This window comes from Neobittarella massiliensis (ex Bilen et al. 2018) (assembly GCF_900289145.1).
Classification (GTDB): Bacteria; Bacillota; Clostridia; order Oscillospirales; family Ruminococcaceae; genus Neobittarella; species Neobittarella massiliensis.
Genome location: NZ_OKQO01000005.1, coordinates 124653 through 141515, shown reverse-complemented (window position 1 = coordinate 141515; position 16863 = coordinate 124653). Strand labels below are relative to the sequence as shown.

Genomic DNA, 16863 nt, shown 5'->3' with positions numbered 1-16863 from the left:
CGGCCGCAAAAGGCCCTCTACAGGGCATTCCACAAACTGACGGTGGCGTAACTGCGCCAAGGCCGCCACTTCTCTGCCAGAGCCAGCGCATCTCCGGGCGAGCGGGGCGCCAGTGCCTTTTTGACACCGGCATCGGTCTCTAAGAAAGCGTCGGGCCACTGCATGGCCCGCATGGCCATATACTGGGCGCTCCAACTCCCGATCCCGCGGATCTGCAAGAGCTTTTGCATCTCTTCCTGCGGCTGAGCGCACGGGCCCAGAACGATCTCTCCACGCATGAGCGCCAGAGCCAGCGCGTAGATGGTACGCGACCGGGCGGCGATCACCCCCAGCTGGCCCAGCTGAGTCTCGATATTCGGCCCCAGCGCCGCGATATCGGCCGGGGTCGGAAACAGGCGGCTCAATCCGTCGATACCGGTCTCTATCGGCTTTCCGTAAGCGGTGGCCAAACGGGCGGTCAACGTGCTGGCTGCCCGCACCGTGATCTGCTGGCCCAACACGGTGCGCACGGCCATCTCAAAGGCGTCGAAGCACCCCGGTACACGGGTCCCAAGCACACGCAGGCCGGGGCGTATCTCATCCATGCTCTGCAGCGCGCGATACACCGTATCCGGGTCGCAGTACAGGTCAAACAGGCGCCGAATTCTCGCCAACACCTGCGGCAGTACCGGCAGCAGCGTTTCGCTCACCGTCACCTGCAGGGCGCTTTTTTTCGGCAGATGTGTCACCTCTATCCAGCCGGTCAGCGGCCGGCCCAAACGGTCCTTTAGCCAGACTGTGCGCCCATAGGTGCCGTCCTGCACACGCTCTACCCCGGCGATGGCCCGCCCGGCCAAAAAATCGAGCATCTTATCCCACTGGTATGGGGGCCGGTACCCCAGCGCCAAAGTGATACTGCCGGGGTGCGGTGTGGCTTTGGCGGGGGCTTTTCGCAGGGCGGTAGGGGAGAGTTGATACTGCTCTTTAAACCGGGTGTTGAACCGGCTCAAACTGCCAAATCCCGCGGCCATCGCCACTTCTGTCACCGAAAGCGCTGTGTCGGTGAGCAGGTTTTTAGCCAACAGCAGTCGGCAGGTCTGCAGATATTGGACCGGTGATACGTGAAATTCCTCGGCAAATACGCGGCGCAGATGGCGGCCGGTGCACCCCAGCTGTGCCGCCAGATCTTCTAGACTCTGCCCACTGCCGCAGTTCTCTTCGAGAAGGTGCGCCGCCTTATGGGCCAGCGCGGCACTGGCGTCAACAGGCGACTGGCCGGGAGCCAGTTCCGGCCGACAAAGCAGACACGGCCGGTATCCCGCCTGCTCCGCCTCCGCCGCGGTGGTAAAAAAGGTGCAGTTCTCCTCTTTGGGCATCTTTGCCCAGCACACGGGGCGGCAGTAGATCCCGGTGGAAGAGACACCCACAAAAAAGCGCCCGTCAAAGCGCGCGTCTCTTGCCGCGAACGCCGTATATAACCCTCTGCTGCTTTTTATCACAGCACCACCTCCTATCAAGCTCCCGCCGCGATCGGGCTGGGCTCTGCATCTATTTTAGCATATACTCAAAAAATGTCTCGCTGTTTTCGGACATGATGATGCCGGCCTGTACCGGCTGGAGCCGCCCAATGGTGGCGGCCGTATCCCCGGCCCTTTTAACGGGCAGCGTGTAGAACATCGATAAAAAGCGGCTGTTTTGCCCATTTTTCTGTGCCGCAGAACAGCTGCTCTTATGCGACAAGGAATAGGTTTGTATAGCGGCGCTCTGCCGATAAATAGAAAAAGACCGCCAACTTGAGCCGGCGATCTTTTTGCAATCATAGCGCAAAATGATTTCTAGCAGTAGTTAAACTAAATGATTATAGATAAACTGGGATTTTTTATCGACTGTCTTCTAAAAAAGTTAGGCAAACTCACACCTTCTTCCGCGTTAAGAAAACCCCAACGAATGCGCCGATCAAGGCAAGCGGTGCTATTCGAACGAACAGCCACTCAAATGCGTGAAACACGACTCCTGCAACTGCGGGTTCGGGGTGGCTATAATCCCAACCCAAGTAGGGACTATTTAATATGATCAGGACTGCAAAAACAGCCACTATAACCGCACACAATAAGATAAAAAGCCAATGGATCGCTTTTTGTCTCGCTGTTTTCCTGTGGGCGAGTTGCAGGTTTATGACCTCAAGTTTCTCGGAAATCGCTTTTAGATCATCCGCTTTCGCCTCGACAACGGTTTCTCCAAGCAGTGTGCTTACAGGTGTTTCAAATACCTCTGATATGGAAATCAACATATCGGCATCTGGAACCGACAGGCCTTGCTCCCATTTAGAGATCGTTTGTCTCACCACATTCAACTTGATTGCAAGTTCCTCTTGTGAAAGCCCTTTGGATTTTCTTATTGTTTTTATGTTTTCTTTTAGCATCAGGAATGACCTCCTTACCTTGCCACTAATGATACGGAGGATAGCCTGTTGCGGCAAGCAACGCAGATTAACATTACAGTGTCCTTTTGATAAATCGGTATTTGTCAGTACATCTTTTTTGCCTGACCGTGCATTTAAATGACAGCACATTTGGGGTATAAAAAAGACATACCTTCCTCTTAGCGGAAAGTATGTCTTTTTGGTGCAGATGACGGGACTTGAACCCACACGGACGAACGTCCACTACCCCCTCAAAGTAGCGTGTCTGCCTATTCCACCACATCTGCATATTGCTATCTGGCAGTACCGGATAGCAAAAATGATTATACCATCAACCTGCCGCGGCGTCAAGCCCGTTTTTGCTGCCGCCCCGTCAAAACGCTCGATATCCGCCTGGCCGGCCGAGGAGAAATCGCCCCCGTGTGCCCGGTGCGGCAGAGACAGGGGCCGCCTGCCCACTGCTGACAGCCCGCCTGTATTTACCGCTGGCTATTACCGGTCCCACTTGTCGCACAGCGCCAGGATCTGGTCGCGGAATTTGGCCAGATCTTTGTTGGCGCCGCCGGCGTTGTGGCCGATAACGTCCAACAGGCGCGAGCCGGCAGTCACCAGCCGGGCAAAAGCCTGGTTAGAAGAGCCGTTTCTGGGCCCCTCCAGCAGCGGGTGCAGCTGCTGGTAGCTGCGCCCCTGGGCCAGCATCTGGCCGCTGACGAGGTCGTAGATCTCCATAAAGTTGGGTGCGTGGGCCGCCAATCCCCGCAGAGTCAGCGCCCCCACGAATTTGTCGCACACGGTGTTTTCGCCGTGCACCACAAAGATCTGCCGGGGCCGGGGTGAAAAAGACTCTGCCCACCGCAGCAGCCCCTCCTTATCGGCGTGGGCCGAGAGACCGGGGAAGTTGACGATGCGGGCCTTTACGGCGATCTGCTCGCCAAACAGCTTTACCTCTTTGGCCCCCTCCAGCAAAATGCGCCCCAACGTCCCCTCTGCCTGGTAGCCCACGAACACCACAGTGCACTCGGGGCGCCACAGGTTGTGCTTCAGGTGGTGGCGGATGCGGCCGGCCTCACACATGCCGCTGGCCGAGATGATGATCTTGGGGGTGTGCTCAAAGTTGAGCAGCTTAGATTCCTCGCTGGTCTGGCACAGGTGCAGGTCGGGAAAAGAGAGCGGGTCTTTGCCCCGCCGCAAGATGGCCTGTGCGTCGCTGTCGGCGTAGGTGTGCAGCTGCCGGGCGTAGATACGAGTCGACTCTACCGCCAGCGGGCTGTCGACATACACCGGAAAATCTGGCCGCCGCACCAGGCCCCGCTCCTTGATGTCGCGGATAAAGTACAGCAGCTCCTGGGTGCGTCCCACCGCGAATGAGGGGATGATCACGTTGCCGCCGCGCCCCAGCGTCTCGTCGATGATGCGCGCCAGATCGGCAGTGTAGTCGGTAGCTGGCGGGTGAGAGCGGTCGCCGTAGGTGCTCTCCATCACCACGTAGTCGGCGTCGGTCAGGTGCTGTGGGTCGCGGATGATGGGCTGATCGGTGTTGCCGATATCGCCCGAGAATACCACCTTTTTGCGTGTGCCGCTCTCTTCCAGCAGCAGCTCCACCGAAGAGGAACCCAGCAGGTGGCCGGCGTCGAAAAATACTGCCGTCGCCCCGTCGCACACCTGCACCGGCTGCCCGTACTGGCAGGGTACCAAGTAGGGCAGCACCGCCTCGGCGTCCTGGGCGGTGTACAGCGGCTCCACCAGGTCTTTGCCGCTGCGGTCGCGCTTGCGGTTCTCCCACTGGGCGTCCATCTCCTGGATGTGGCCGCTGTCGCGCAGCATGATGCTCAGCAGTTCACAGGTGGCCTCGATAGCGAATATCTGCCCGTGAAAGCCGTTTTTTACCAGCAGCGGCAGCCGCCCCGAATGGTCGATGTGGGCGTGGGTGATCAGCACACAGTCGATGCTGTCGGCCTTAAACGGCAGCTGTTGGTCGTCTTTTTCATCGCGGCCCTGTTGTAGGCCGCAGTCTATCAGAATGCGTTTGCCCGCCACCTCGATGCAGTGGCAGCTGCCGGTGACCTCGTGGGCTGCGCCGTAAAATGTCAGTTTCATGTGTGACCGCCTCTCGTGCCCAGGGCAGCTCGTCCCGGGCGGTGGGCCCCGCCGCTGCAGTGTGCGGAGCAGGGCCGATATGTGAAAAAAACGGGGCGGCAGCCGCCTGAAACGAAGCGCCCGCCGCCCCAAAGAGCGCGTCTATTCGGTGAATTTTTTGACCACCTTTTTTAAGATCGTGTCCACATCGCTGTCGGGGTACTGCAGGATGATGTTGGTCACCTCGCCGCCGATGTGTGAGATCAGGTCGTGGGCCGTCACCTGGTAGTCGTCCTCTTTGGCCATATCGGCCAGTTCGGCGAACAGGCGGGCGCATTTCTCCTGCGCCAGCACATGACTGCGGTAGTTGTCGTACTGATCGGCCTTTTTGGACATCCGCTTTTTCTCGGTGGCGATGATCTCCTCTAGGATACGCGCCTCCTCGTCGGCCCGCATGCTGTTGTATGCCGGGTTCGAGGGGTCTGACGGGTTGTTGGAATCCAAAAACCGGCCCCAGTTCTGCAGCCGCTTGATGTAGTCTTGCTCCTGCCCCTTCTGGTCTTGAATGAACCTGATAAAGCCCTGCACTTTTTCCAGTGACATAAACAACACTCCCTCTATACGGTGCCGGTATCGCAGTAAAAATGCGGTACCAACATCTCTTTATGTCTTTATTGTACTTGTGTTTTGTGTACAATTTCAAGCATAATTTGTAACAAATTATGAATAGTTTGGATAATTGTCGGGTTGAACAAAAGAATATCTACAAGGTTGGTAGTTCTTGCTGCCCATAAAAGGGGCAGCCCTCAAAAGCACCCTGATCACCGCTGTGTGCACCTGTACAGCAGTGTATCAGCGGCGATATAAAAAGGGCGGGGCCACCGCCCCGCCCGACCTATAATACCTTTTCAAAGGCGATGCGCTCGTGACCGTCCTCGGCGCCGCCGCACAAGAAGATGCGCCCACAGCGGGAAAAACCGTTTTTTTGCAGCAGCCGCTGCATAGAGCGGTTGTCGCGGTGGGTGTCCACCCGGATGCTGCCCACCTGCCGCTGGCGGCACATCGCCTCCACCTGCGCCAGAATGTAGGAGGACACCCCGCGCCCCTTACAGTTGGCCCGCACGGCGATGCGGTGCACGGTGGCGTACGCGGCCCCGTCGGTCAGCCAGGCGCCATCCTCTATCTGCCGGTATGAGAGTTCGCCGTCAAAGGTCACCGCCACCGTGGCCACCACGCTGCCATCTTCATCTTCTGCCACATAGCCGATGCCGGTGGCGATGTCCCCCTCGATGGTCGGCCGGTCGGGGTACCCGTTTTGCCACTGGTCGATACCGGCTGCTTTCATATAGGTCATGGCCTGACCGATGATACCCATCACCTGGTCGAGGTCCTCTTTTCTGGTCGGCCGCAGCTGCATAGCGCCGTCCCTCCTTCACAGTAAAATATCTGCCTATCATTGTAGCACAGCTGCTCTTGCAGTGCAAAGTGTCGGCGCAGTGCAGAGAGTCTTGTGCGCTGCGAGCGGTAAAAATTTTGCCGTCTTGGCGTTGCCGGCGGCGATTCGGGCCATACTATGGGTATCCATACTTTACCTTGCAAGGAGGAGACTACTGTGAACGAAGCACAAAAACGCGTAAAAGCGCTGATGGACCACAAGATCGCTGAGCTGGAGGACGGCTTGGCCAAACTGCACGCCGAGCCCCGCCAGCCCGGTGAGATGGGCGACCTGTATAACGGGATGCTCAAACAGGCCGTCTCGTTCGAGATCACCCACATGAAACACCTCAGCGACGAACTGCAGCAGATGTTGTAGGGCGGCCACCACTTTAAAAGAGGGGCAGAGCACAGCCGTGTTCTGCCCCTCTTTATGCTTTTTACAGACGGGCCGCAGTCCTGGGCCCCACCGGGGTCCAGCCTGGCCTTAACGCCGAGCCCCGCCGCCCGCGGCTGTGTTTTAGCTACAGATGGATCGAAAAACCGTCGCCGTCAAAGATGCCCGATCCCTGACGCAGCTGACCCTTTTGCCGCAGCTGTGAAAATGCCGCATCCACCCGGCCGATCAGCGCGGGGGAGATGTCCAGTGTATAGTGGCCGGGCAGCAGCTTTTTTACCGGCAGCGCTGCCACGCGCTGTACCGACTGCGCAAATGCCTCGGGGTCGGTACTGGGGTAAAAGGCGTCCAGCTGCCCGGCATAGATCAGATCGCCGCTGAACAGGTAGCCCCGTGCCGGCTCGTAAAAGCACAGGTGCCCGGGGGAGTGGCCCGGCGTGTGCAGCACCTGGATCTGCCGTCCGCCCAGATCGAAACAGTCGCCGTGGCGCAGCACTCGGCTGGGATCACCGCGAAACACCTGATAGGCCCCCGGCTCGAACCCGGCGGGGAACACTTGACCGCCGCGAGTCAGGTTCTGCCGCACCACCTGCAGCGGGATGGGAAACTTTTTGGCCAGCCAGTCTACCTCGGCCCGGTGCACGGCAAAGTCGCAAAAATGGCGGTGGCCGCCGATGTGGTCCCAGTGGACATGGGTGGTGGCTACCGTCACCGGCAGCGCGGTCAGCTGCCGCACCACCGCCCCTATATCGCCCACGCCCAGCCCGCTGTCGATGAGCAGCGCCCGCCGCTGCCCCCGCAGCAGGTAGCTGTGCACCTGTTCCCAATGGCGGTACTCGCTGATCGCGGTGGTCTCGCTGTCGATAGCCTCGGCGGTGAACCAGTGCTCCATCACATCGCGCTCCTCCTGCCGGCTGCCGCGGGCGCCCACGGCAACCGCTCACGCCGACTCAGTAAATAAAACAGCGGGCGGGACAGCGCGCCTGTCCCGCGCCCGCTGCCCCGCCCACTGTGGTCGGATCAGATGCCGTATACCTCTAGGTAGGCCTCCATTTTGGCCAGCATCTCGTCGTCTATATACACCTTGCCGTCGATTTCGCGGCCGTGCAGATGCTCCATGATCTCCCGCACCGTGACGATGGGGTAAGCTCTGATACCGTAGTCCTCGTACACCTGCTGGATGGCCGACTTGTCGCCGGTGCCTTTTTCCATCCGGTCCACCGAGATGATCAGCGCCTGAATGTCTACTTTGGCCGCATTTTGTAGCACCGGTAGGCACTCGCGGATAGCGGTGCCGGCGGTGATCACGTCCTCGATGATGGCCACCCGGTCGCCGTCTTGCAGCTGGTAGCCCACCATCACGCCGCCTTCGCCGTGATCTTTGGCCTCTTTGCGGTTGAAACAGTAATTTACGTCCATGCCGTAGTCGTTATACAGTGCCACCGAGGCCGATACCGCCAGCGGGATACCTTTGTACGCCGGGCCAAACAGCGCATCTACCCCATCGGGCAGGTTCTCGCGGATGCAGCTGGCGTAAAACTGGCCCAGCTTGGCCGCCTGGTAGCCGGTCTTGTAGTTGCCGGTGTTGATGAAATAGGGGGTCTGACGACCGCTCTTGGTCACGAAATCGCCAAAGGTCAGCACGCCCGAGCGCACCATGAACTCGATAAATTCCTGTTTGTATCCCATATCTTCGTCCTCCTCGCTGTGTGGGGCGCAGCCCGCGGCCACTGCCCTGCCTTTAAAGTAGCAGATTTTTAAGGTGTTGTAAAGCGCCGCTCTACTTGACCGGCACCACCGTTAAGCTGGCCTGCTTGTCCCGCAGCACAAAGGTGTATTTGCGGCTGTTGAGGGTGGTGCTGGCCTCGATCTGGTCCTGCTCTTTTACCTTGGCCAGCTCCAGCCCCTCGATCAGGTCTTTGAGCTCCTCCTCCTTGACGGTGTCGTCGCAGGCCACCAGCAGGATCGACAGGTACCCGGCAAAGGTCTCGCCTTCGCTGTCGCTGCCGTACGGGCCGCGCAGCTCCACCTTGTCGACCAGCTTTTGCTTGCCGCCGGTGTGCAGCAGCAGCTCCACCCCGCGGGCGGTGATGGCGCCGTCTTTCTCTTTGAATTTGTCCAGCTGTTCGGGGATCTTCTGGTTGTACATCTCTAAGAACTGGCCCTTTTGCAGATTGAAACTGTCGCCCACCACTTTGTTTGACAGACTGCACCTGGTCAGCGAAAAGAAGGCGAACACCGCCGCTGCGATCAGCATAAAGATGGCGATGGTCTTGGTGGTATTTTTCATAGTCTCCTCCGGTCTTTGGCGTGTGTGGGGCGCCCGCGCGGGGCGCGCTCTTGGTGTGCTGGCCCGCGGGGCGCCGAGCAACAGGCCCCGGTTTTGCGGCCCGGCTGTTGGGGCCGCATAGCCGCACAGCAGTTACTTTTTATCATAGCACGATTTAGGGCCCCGGGCAACTGCTGTCGGCGGCAAAAAGCCGCCGCTCCTCACGGGGCGGCGACCTTGTCTGTCTCTTCTTGGGCGGCTCTCTTTTGCATCTGCTGGTTGTGCGGGTCGTCGATGCCCAGCGGCCGCAGCAGCCACCGGTCGATGATGGGCACGAAAAAGCTGATGGCCGGCCCGGTCAAAACAAAGCCGACGACCGTGCCCACGCCGATGACCCCGCCCAGCAAAAAGCCGGCGGTGATAAAGACGCCGTCGCTGCAGATCTTGATGTAGCGGTACTGCCAGCGGGGGTGAAAATCGAGGATGCGAAAGAGGATGGAATCGGTGCTGGAAAAGCCAAACCGCAGCGACACGGTAAAGGCGCAGCCGGCCGCCATCAGCACCATCCCCACCGCAATCATCCCCGCCTGGGTGACAAGGCCGGGGTGGGCGGCCAAAAAGTCTTGCAGCAGCGGGTGGAACCACCCCAGCGCCTGCGAAAAGAACACCGAGCTGATGACGGTGCCGATGTTTATGTACTTGAAACAAAACAGCAGCGCGATGCACAGCGTGGTGCAGTTGTTGATCATCGAGGCGGTGCCGATACCGAAATGAAAGGTGTGGTCGAGGCCGTCCAGCCAAACCGACACCGGGTCGGAGCCCAGACTGCTGGCGATGAACAGCCCCACCCCCAGCGCCGTTACCGCACTGCCAAAAAAGCCCACCAGCACCTTTAAAAGAAGCTGGCGGCCGGTCAGCCCGCCCAGCTTATCGTCGTACAGTTTTTTTAGCCACATAAAATAGACCTCCGTATTTCGTACAGGTATCTCTCAGTCTATCATATCAGGTGGCCGGTGTCGATAGAATATGCCGAGGCGCTCTGCCGGCAAAAAAGGGCGGCTGTTTTGAGCCGCCCCAGCGCCCCCGCCGTACAGCGGGGGCGGATACGGATATGGGTACGCTATCGGTCCATCTGCTGGTTTTGCGGGTCGCTCACCCCCAGCGGCCGCAGGATCAGGCGGTCTATGTGGGGCACCAGCAGCCCCACCCCCGGCCCGGTCAGCAAAAAGCTCATCACCGTGCCGATGCCCACCACTCCGCCCAGCAAAAAGCCGGCGGTGATGAAGGTGCCGTCCAGGGCGATCTTTAAAAAGCGGTACTGCCACCGGGGGCGGTGCAGTAGGATCTCGAAGAGGATGGCATCGGTGCTGTCAAAGCCAAAGCGCAGCGACACGGTAAACGACCAGCCGAAGATCATGATCGCCAGCCCGGCCACCACCATTACCGCGTGGAAAGAAAGCCCGGCGTGGGCGGCGGCCATGGCCCGCATCCAGGGCTCGCACAGCCCCAGCACCCAGGCGAAAAACAGGGCCATCACCGCCGTGCCCACGTTGACGAAGCGGCGACAGAACAAGAGCGCCGTCGACAGCGTGACCGTGTTGGTGAGCAGCGAGGCGGTGCCGATACCGATGTGAAAAGTGTGGTCGAGCCCATCGAGCCAGACCGAGATCGAGTCGCTGCCCAGACCGCTGCAGATAAAGAGCCCCACCCCAAAAGCGGTGATGGCACTGGACAAAAAAACCAGTGCGGTCTTGGTGAGCACCTGACGGCCGCTCATATCGCCCATTTTGGCCTGATACACGCGTTTTAACCACATAGAAACGACTTTACTCCTTTTGTTTTTGCTGCGCTTGCCAGCGCGATATACCCCGCTGCCGGGGCTTAGCTGGGGCGGCAGACAGTTACCGATCCATGCCCAGCCCCAGCTCGTAGGCCAGCTGGGGGTAGTCGCTGTTTTCGATGTCGGCGCGCAGATAGCAGCCCGGCGCCAGCACGATGCCGCAGTCGCGCCACTTGAGGTAGCTGCACATTGCCCGGTAGTGGGCTACCAGCGCATCGAAGGCGCTCTCTTCCCCGTCGCCGCAGGTGGCCATGAGAGCCGCCTTTTTACCGCCTGTCCGCAGCTGGTCGCCCAGCGCGTAAAAGCGGTCTATCACCGCTTTGAGCTGGGCCGACATGCCGTAGTAGTACAGGGGGGTGACGAGCACCACCACGTCGGCCTCTTTGAGCATGGGGGCCAAGACCTCCATATCGTCGTGCAGCACACAGTGCCCGCCGTTTTGCTTGCAGGCGTCGCAGGCCGTGCAGGGGCGCACCTTTTGAAAGGCGGCGTCGAAACGGGCGATCTTGTGACCGGCGTCGGTGGCGCCCACCATAAAGCGGTCGGCCAGCAGGGCCGAGGTCCCGTTGCGGTGTGGGCTGCCGGTAATCATGAGTATATGCATGGTTGTGTCCTCCTTATAAATGTGCGCGGCCGCTGCCGCGCATGTAGCCACTTTGATCCTCGCCGGCGGCGGCCAGCTGTTCATCCAGCAGCTGGCAAAAGGCATCGGCAAAGGCACGGTCTTGCTGAGCGGCGCGCTTTTTTTGCCCCTTGGGGTACTTGCCGTGGCGCCGGGCCACCCGCCCCAGGTGCCGCCCCTGCAGCAGACCGTCGATATTTTGGCCGGTAAAGCGCCGGCCGTTTTGATCGAGCACCAGTCCGCCGCCGCCCAGGACCATAGCGGCCAGGCCGTAATCCTGGGTGACCACCACGTCGCCGGGCCGCATTTTGCCCACCAGCAAAAAGTCGACTGCGTCGGCGCCCCGCTCGGCGGTAAGCACCTGCGCCCAGCTGCTGTACAGCTGGTGAGCGGTGTCGCAGTACAGGGTGGCCGCCACCTGTTTTTGGTGGCAGATATCCACCGCCAGCCGCCACACCGGACAGGCGTCGGCGTCTATATGTACCTGCATGTGGCGCGCTCCTCTCTAAAACGGGCAGGGTCTCCCGGGCGTACCGCCGACCCGGTGGGGCGGCAAAACACATGTTGTGGGTGCCCCGCTGCATACAATGTCCCAAATGCTCCCAAAATAACCTTGACAACCCAGGAAAACTATACTAAAATGGTGTAAAAAGGAAGAACCCCAAGGAGGTATCTGTTATGAGCGTACAAGTATTAGATAGAGCGGCATTTGAACAGAAGGTGTTGGCCGGCGGCGACAAGCCGGTACTGGTCGACTTTTTCGCCACCTGGTGCGGCCCCTGCAAGATGCTGCACCCGGTCATTGAGCAGGTGGAGGCCGAGACGGCCGGCAGCGCCGAAGTGTACCAGGTCGACATCGACCAGGAGAGCGATCTCGCCGCCCAGTACGGTGTGATGAGCGTGCCCACCCTGATCGTGTTCAAAAACGGCAAGCCGGTCAACCAGTCGCTGGGCTTTATGCCCAAAGAGCGGGTGCTGGCCCTCATCCAGAACAGCTAAAATAGCCCCCGATCAAAGCGGCAGTATGGGCCACCGGGCCCGCTGTCGCTTTTTTTGCGCCCGCGGCCGGGAGACAGCGGGGTACTGCCGGGCTCTACTGGGCCGGCAGGGGTGTGCTTAAATGTGAACAAACTGTAAAAACAGCTGTTTTGAGCCCTGTTTTAGGTGCAAAAGGCAGACAGTGCGGCGCGGTGGCCGCTACTGTGCCATCCCCAGCCCGATGGTATCGGCGATCTCGCGCATGCCGGCGATGGCCTCGGCCATCACCCAGTCGGGCTCTTTGCCCAGCATCTCGCAGCCGCGCAGGATCACCTGCCGGTCGCAGCCGGCGGCAAAGGCCTTGGACTTGAATTTTTTCTTCAGGCTCTTGAGTTCCAGGTCCATCACGCTGTGGCTGGGCCGCACCAGCGCGCAGGCGGTGATGAGGCCGGTCAGCTCGTCGATGGTGTAGAGCACCTTTTCGAGATCGCTCTCGGGCGCGGTGTCGCTGACCAGCCCGTACCCGTGCGACACCACCGCGCGGATAAACGACTCGTCGATGCCGGCGCCGTGCATCAGCTCCACACATTTTTGGCAGTGCTCGTCGGGCCACTGCTCGTAGTCCAGGTCGTGCAGCAGACCCACGGCGCCCCACAGCTCCTCGTCTTGGCCGTACAGCCGGGCAAAGTGGCGCATGACGCCCTCGACGCTCAGGGCGTGGTTTATGAGCTCCTCGGTGTGGGTGTAGGTCTTGAGCAGGGCCAGAGCCTCTTCTCGGTTGGGTATCATCTGGGCAGTTCACTCCTTTTATTTTTGGGCGGCGCGCACCCCGCTGCACTGCGGCGGGAGCGCGTGCTTTTTTGTAACCGTATATAAAATATGGTATGCGGTATGCCGGGCGGCACCGGCTGCACGCGCAGCTGGGAATGCCCGGCGAGGTGGCGGCTGTGCGGGGACGGATGGGCCGGGGGATGTGGGGCTTGGGCGGACTTTTAAAAGCCCAGCTCCTCGGGCAGCAGCAGTACCTTGATGCGGCCGGGCGCTTTTTGCCAGGCCAGCTTTACGTAGCTCGAGCAGATGCGCTGGGCGTTGTGGCAGCCGCCCACGCAGTGCCCGGTGACGGCGCAGGGGGTGTGCAGACCCAACCGCTGGGCGTTTTTGGGCGCCGCCACGGTGCGCAGGCGCCGCTCGGCGGCGGCCATGTCGTCCACGATCTTGTTGGTGCCGGCGATCACCACCACCTGACGGGGGCCAAAGATCATGGCCGCCACCCGGTTGCCGTTACCGTCGATATTGTAGAGCTCGCCGTCGACGGTGATAGCGTTGGTGCCGGTGATGAAGCAGTCGCAGCTAAAGACATCGCGGTAGATGCGCTGTACCTGCTCGGGGGTGGTGCCGGGGGCCTCTCTGTCTAAAAAGGTGTAGGGGCCTCTGCGCAGCAGGTCGTCGACCCCCAGCTCGCGGGCGGTCTGGGTGCCGCCCATGCTCACGGTCATGCCGGGCTTCAGCAGCTCATCTTGCAGCAGGCTAAAAAGTGCCTGCCGGTCGGGGAGCAGCCGCGCATCCATATTGTGCTGCCTGAGTGCCTCGATACAGCGCTGTACTGCATAGTCAGCCATGTTCTCTCTCCTTTTCACGCCGTCGGCAGCCGGCGTGGGTATCGCCGACCGGCCGCGCCTTGGGCGGCGCTGCGGCACCGCCCCCTATAAAGACTATTATACGCCGCCGGCCGCCGCTTGCAAAGGCCTATTTGAAAGGCGGGTGGTTGTAGTGTATAATAGCGGTGTGCCGCCCGGCGGCACCACTACCAGATCACGGAGCATGGAAAGATGGAAATAAAGTGTAATGGGGTCAGCCTCTCTTTTGGCCAGTTCCCGGTGCTGCAAGAGGTGGATTTTACCCTGTCTGAGACCTCCCGCGTGGGCATCGTGGGCCAAAACGGAGCGGGCAAATCGACCCTTTTGAAGCTGCTCACCGGCGAGCTGGTGCCCGACAGCGGCGACATTTTTATCACCCGGGGGGCCTCCCTGGGCTTTTTAAAGCAAAATAGCGGCCTGCAGGCCGCAAACACCGTTTACGCCGAGATGCAGACGGTGTTTGCGGAGCTGCTGCAGACCGGGCGGGAGCTGGAGCAGCTGGAGCGGCAGATGGCCGATACCGACCCCGACGGCGCCCAGTACGCAGAACTGGCCGCCCGGTACGCCCAGCGCACCGCCGCCTTTGAGGCCGGCGGCGGCTACGATATCGACTACCGCATCCGCACGGTGCTTTTTGGCATGGGCTTTTTTGAGGCGGATTTTGACAAGGAGATCGCCAAGCTCTCGGGCGGGGAGAAGACTCGGCTGGCGCTGGCCAAGCTGCTGTTGGGCGCCCCCGACGTGCTGCTGCTCGACGAGCCGACCAACCACCTGGACTTAAAGACACTTTTTTGGCTGGAAAACTACCTGCAGAGCTACCGCGGCTGCATCGTGGTGGTGAGCCACGACCGCTATTTTTTAGACGCGGTGGTCACCGAGATGCTGGAGGTGAGCCGCCACCGGGTGCGCCACTACCGGGGCAACTACACCCAGTACAAGCAGCAAAAAGAGGCCGAGACCCTGACCCAGCAGCGGGCCTATGAAAAGCAGCAAAAGGTCATCGAGAAGTACCAGGACTATATCGACCGCAATCTGGTGCGGGCCTCCACCTCGAAGATGGCCAAGTCGCGGCGCAAGGCGCTGGATAAGATCGAGCGGGTGGAGCGGCCGGTGGAGGAGCGGCAGGAGATACACTTTTCGTTCCCGTTTGACCGCCCCCCGTACGAGAAGGTGCTCACCGCCACCGGCGTAGACGTAGAGGTGGAGGGCAAGATGCTCATCACCGGGGTGGACCTGACAGTAAAACGGGGCGAAAAGGTGTGCATCGTGGGGGAGAACGGGGCCGGAAAATCCACCTTTTTAAAGGAGGTGCTGGGCCTGCTGCCCTGTAAGCGCGGCAAGATCGCGCTGGGGGGCTTTGTGAAGCTGGGGTATTTTGAGCAGGAGCAGAACCCTTTTTACCCCCAGGAGACGGTGCTGGCGGCGCTGCACAACAAGTATCCCCAGATGACCGAATTGGCGCTGCGCTCGCACCTGGCCCGCTACGGCTTTGTGGGGGAGGAGATCTACAAGCAGGTGTCGGAGCTGTCGGGCGGCGAGCTGGCCAAGCTGAAATTTGCCAACCTCAGCTTTCAGCGCCCCAATTTTTTGGTGCTGGACGAGCCCACCAACCACCTGGACGTGTACACCAAAGAGGCGCTGCAGCAGGCATTAAAAGAGTATGAGGGGACCATTTTGATGGTCAGCCACGACCGCTACCTGCTGGGCGATATCGCCGACTATATCGTGGAGCTGTCGCGCGCCGACGGCGCCAAGGTCACCCAGGGCGGATTTGCCGCCTACCGCGACAAGATGCTGGCCGGCGGCGCTCAGACGCTGCAAAAGGCGCGCCCCAAAGAGGACGGCGGCGCCGACGAGGGCCGGGGTGCGGCCAGCTACCGCTCCTCGAAGCAGGCCCGCCGCGACGCCGCCCAGCGCCGTGCCAAGCTGGCGGCGGCCGAGCGGGATATCGAGGCGTGCGAGCGGCAGATCGCCGCGCTGGAAGAGCAGCTGCAGCAGCCTGAGGTGCAGACAGACTACCAGCAGCTGGCCGAGCTGACCACCCAGCTGGAACAGCAAAAACAGCTGCTGGAACAGCACATGGAGCAGTGGGCCGAGCTGGCCGAGTAGTTCTATCGCAAAAAACGCCCATAATCAGGTGCGGCGCAGGGTATACTGGTAACACCGGCGGTGCCGGGGCCACAGAGACATAGGGGAGGTGGTGGGCGTTGAAAAACTGGCAGCGGGGCGTGGGCCTCTACCTGGTGGGACTGTGCTTTTGCGCGCTGTCGCTGGTGTGCGTGCTCTGCTCCACCCGCTCGGTGGCCACCGCCATTGAGCGCTCTACCCTGGGCAACACTGTAAAGACGGTGCGGGTGTTTTTAGAGAGCGAGGTGGACCCGCGGCCCTACCTGAAGATCCTGTCGGACCGCAAGGATATCGTGGGCCTGTTTTTTGACTACACCGACGCCGTGGGTGAGGCCACGCTGCAGGTGCGGGCCTCGCCCCAGTACCTGACCATCGGCTTTTTGGATATCCTCAAGGCGGTGCCGCCCGACTGCGACATCCGCGATATCCAGTGCAAAGATGGGGCGCTGCGCTTTTTTTTGCCCGGTGCAGACGTGGTACAGGGGCGGGCCATCGCCGATGAGCTGGTGAAGAGCCGCGCCTTTTCGAAGGTGCTGTTTACCCCTGATCAGACCGGCTGCTGGATGAGCTGCGTGCTGGAGAGCTGAGGCCGGGTGGGGGTATTTGACGACGATCTTATAAGAGAGGGCCGCCCACAGAGGGCGGCCCTTTTTGCTGTTAGGGAGACGGCGCGGCGCCTGGGAGCCGGGTGAAAAACGGTAGGCGGGGGAGATAGAGATTGCCGCAATAAAAAGGAGCTGCCCGGCGACAGACCGCGATGGGCCGGCCGACCGGGCGTGCCGGGCCCCGTTGGGTAGGCACTATCCTGCCTGCAGCGGAACACTGTAAAAAGACGCGGTGCCCGGGCGGCACCGCCGCCAGGGAGATGACGGAAAACACCGGCGGGGCTATCGGCGACATGCAGATAGCTCCGCCGGTGTTTGGAGGCGGGGGAGAGCAGAGCCGACTGGGCGGTGTGAGACCGGCCGGAATATGCGCCGAGAGGCACGATACCTGCTGCTGGGACGGCGGTGACTTTTGGCATACCAGTACCGCGTGATTGCTCATACCGGTACAGGACTCGTGGAAAGCCATTTGGTCCA

At 60.6% G+C, this 16863-nt stretch carries 18 protein-coding genes and 1 tRNA gene; 4 read left to right on the top strand and 15 right to left on the bottom strand.

Annotation, left to right across the window (positions count from 1 at the left end):
• Window positions 1-17: 17 nt before the first annotated feature.
• The 6 genes from C6Y32_RS08200 to C6Y32_RS08170 all read right to left on the bottom strand — a co-directional run bounded on the left by C6Y32_RS08200 (window position 18) and on the right by C6Y32_RS08170 (window position 5894).
• A complete protein-coding gene (locus C6Y32_RS08200; protein WP_105204824.1) occupies window positions 18-1478 on the bottom strand; it encodes an AlkA N-terminal domain-containing protein in 1461 nt (486 codons plus the stop codon).
• A gap of 413 nt (window positions 1479-1891) precedes the next feature.
• Window positions 1892-2401: a helix-turn-helix domain-containing protein gene (locus C6Y32_RS08190; RefSeq protein WP_105204822.1), complete on the bottom strand. Its 510-nt coding sequence runs from the start codon at window positions 2399-2401 to the stop codon at window positions 1892-1894.
• Window positions 2402-2601: 200 nt separating this feature from the next.
• Window positions 2602-2688 (bottom strand) — tRNA-Leu (locus C6Y32_RS08185).
• Window positions 2689-2893: 205 nt separating this feature from the next.
• The gene (locus tag C6Y32_RS08180; RefSeq protein WP_105204821.1) at window positions 2894-4498 is read right to left on the bottom strand and encodes an MBL fold metallo-hydrolase RNA specificity domain-containing protein; all 1605 of its coding nucleotides are present in this window, start codon (window positions 4496-4498) and stop codon (window positions 2894-2896) included.
• A gap of 141 nt (window positions 4499-4639) precedes the next feature.
• Complete coding sequence (locus tag C6Y32_RS08175) at window positions 4640-5080, bottom strand: hypothetical protein (RefSeq protein ID WP_129589418.1); 441 nt, start codon at window positions 5078-5080, stop codon at window positions 4640-4642.
• A gap of 292 nt (window positions 5081-5372) precedes the next feature.
• On the bottom strand, window positions 5373-5894 hold the full coding sequence (locus C6Y32_RS08170; RefSeq protein WP_105204819.1) for a GNAT family N-acetyltransferase: 522 nt from the start codon (window positions 5892-5894) through the stop codon (window positions 5373-5375).
• Between the two features lie 195 nt (window positions 5895-6089).
• On the opposite strand from C6Y32_RS08170, the gene C6Y32_RS08165 reads away from it, so the two are divergent.
• On the top strand, window positions 6090-6290 hold the full coding sequence (locus C6Y32_RS08165; protein WP_105204818.1) for a hypothetical protein: 201 nt from the start codon (window positions 6090-6092) through the stop codon (window positions 6288-6290).
• 145 nt (window positions 6291-6435) lie between these two features.
• Here C6Y32_RS08165 and C6Y32_RS08160 read toward each other — a convergent pair whose 3' ends face one another.
• The 7 genes from C6Y32_RS08160 to C6Y32_RS08130 all read right to left on the bottom strand — a co-directional run bounded on the left by C6Y32_RS08160 (window position 6436) and on the right by C6Y32_RS08130 (window position 11529).
• Window positions 6436-7200, bottom strand: a complete 765-nt coding sequence (locus C6Y32_RS08160; protein WP_105204817.1) for an MBL fold metallo-hydrolase — start codon at window positions 7198-7200, stop codon at window positions 6436-6438.
• Between the two features lie 128 nt (window positions 7201-7328).
• On the bottom strand, window positions 7329-7997 hold the full coding sequence (gene pyrE, locus C6Y32_RS08155) for an orotate phosphoribosyltransferase (RefSeq protein WP_105204816.1): 669 nt from the start codon (window positions 7995-7997) through the stop codon (window positions 7329-7331).
• A 91-nt stretch (window positions 7998-8088) separates the two neighbouring features.
• Window positions 8089-8598 carry a hypothetical protein gene (locus tag C6Y32_RS08150; protein ID WP_105204815.1) on the bottom strand — a complete coding sequence of 170 codons (510 nt, stop codon included), beginning with the start codon at window positions 8596-8598 and terminating at the stop codon, window positions 8089-8091.
• Window positions 8599-8798: 200 nt separating this feature from the next.
• A complete protein-coding gene (locus tag C6Y32_RS08145; RefSeq protein ID WP_105204814.1) occupies window positions 8799-9533 on the bottom strand; it encodes a YczE/YyaS/YitT family protein in 735 nt (244 codons plus the stop codon).
• A gap of 164 nt (window positions 9534-9697) precedes the next feature.
• A complete protein-coding gene (locus tag C6Y32_RS08140; protein WP_105204813.1) occupies window positions 9698-10393 on the bottom strand; it encodes a YczE/YyaS/YitT family protein in 696 nt (231 codons plus the stop codon).
• 85 nt (window positions 10394-10478) lie between these two features.
• Entirely contained in the window at window positions 10479-11021 is a 543-nt protein-coding gene (locus C6Y32_RS08135) for a flavodoxin family protein (RefSeq protein ID WP_105204812.1), read from the bottom strand.
• Window positions 11022-11034: 13 nt separating this feature from the next.
• Complete coding sequence (locus C6Y32_RS08130) at window positions 11035-11529, bottom strand: YaiI/YqxD family protein (RefSeq protein WP_105204811.1); 495 nt, start codon at window positions 11527-11529, stop codon at window positions 11035-11037.
• A 188-nt stretch (window positions 11530-11717) separates the two neighbouring features.
• Here C6Y32_RS08130 and trxA point away from each other — a divergent pair, with 188 nt between their 5' ends.
• Window positions 11718-12038: a thioredoxin gene (gene trxA, locus C6Y32_RS08125; protein WP_105204810.1), complete on the top strand. Its 321-nt coding sequence runs from the start codon at window positions 11718-11720 to the stop codon at window positions 12036-12038.
• A gap of 198 nt (window positions 12039-12236) precedes the next feature.
• Here trxA and C6Y32_RS08120 read toward each other — a convergent pair whose 3' ends face one another.
• Both C6Y32_RS08120 and C6Y32_RS08115 read right to left on the bottom strand, forming a co-directional pair.
• A complete protein-coding gene (locus C6Y32_RS08120) occupies window positions 12237-12806 on the bottom strand; it encodes an HDIG domain-containing metalloprotein (protein WP_105204809.1) in 570 nt (189 codons plus the stop codon).
• Window positions 12807-13009: 203 nt separating this feature from the next.
• Entirely contained in the window at window positions 13010-13636 is a 627-nt protein-coding gene (locus tag C6Y32_RS08115) for a lactate utilization protein (RefSeq protein WP_105204808.1), read from the bottom strand.
• 210 nt (window positions 13637-13846) lie between these two features.
• Here C6Y32_RS08115 and C6Y32_RS08110 point away from each other — a divergent pair, with 210 nt between their 5' ends.
• Entirely contained in the window at window positions 13847-15763 is a 1917-nt protein-coding gene (locus tag C6Y32_RS08110) for an ABC-F family ATP-binding cassette domain-containing protein (RefSeq protein ID WP_105204807.1), read from the top strand.
• Window positions 15764-15861: 98 nt separating this feature from the next.
• On the top strand, window positions 15862-16368 hold the full coding sequence (locus C6Y32_RS08105) for a hypothetical protein (RefSeq protein ID WP_105204806.1): 507 nt from the start codon (window positions 15862-15864) through the stop codon (window positions 16366-16368).
• Window positions 16369-16863: the final 495 nt, after the last annotated feature.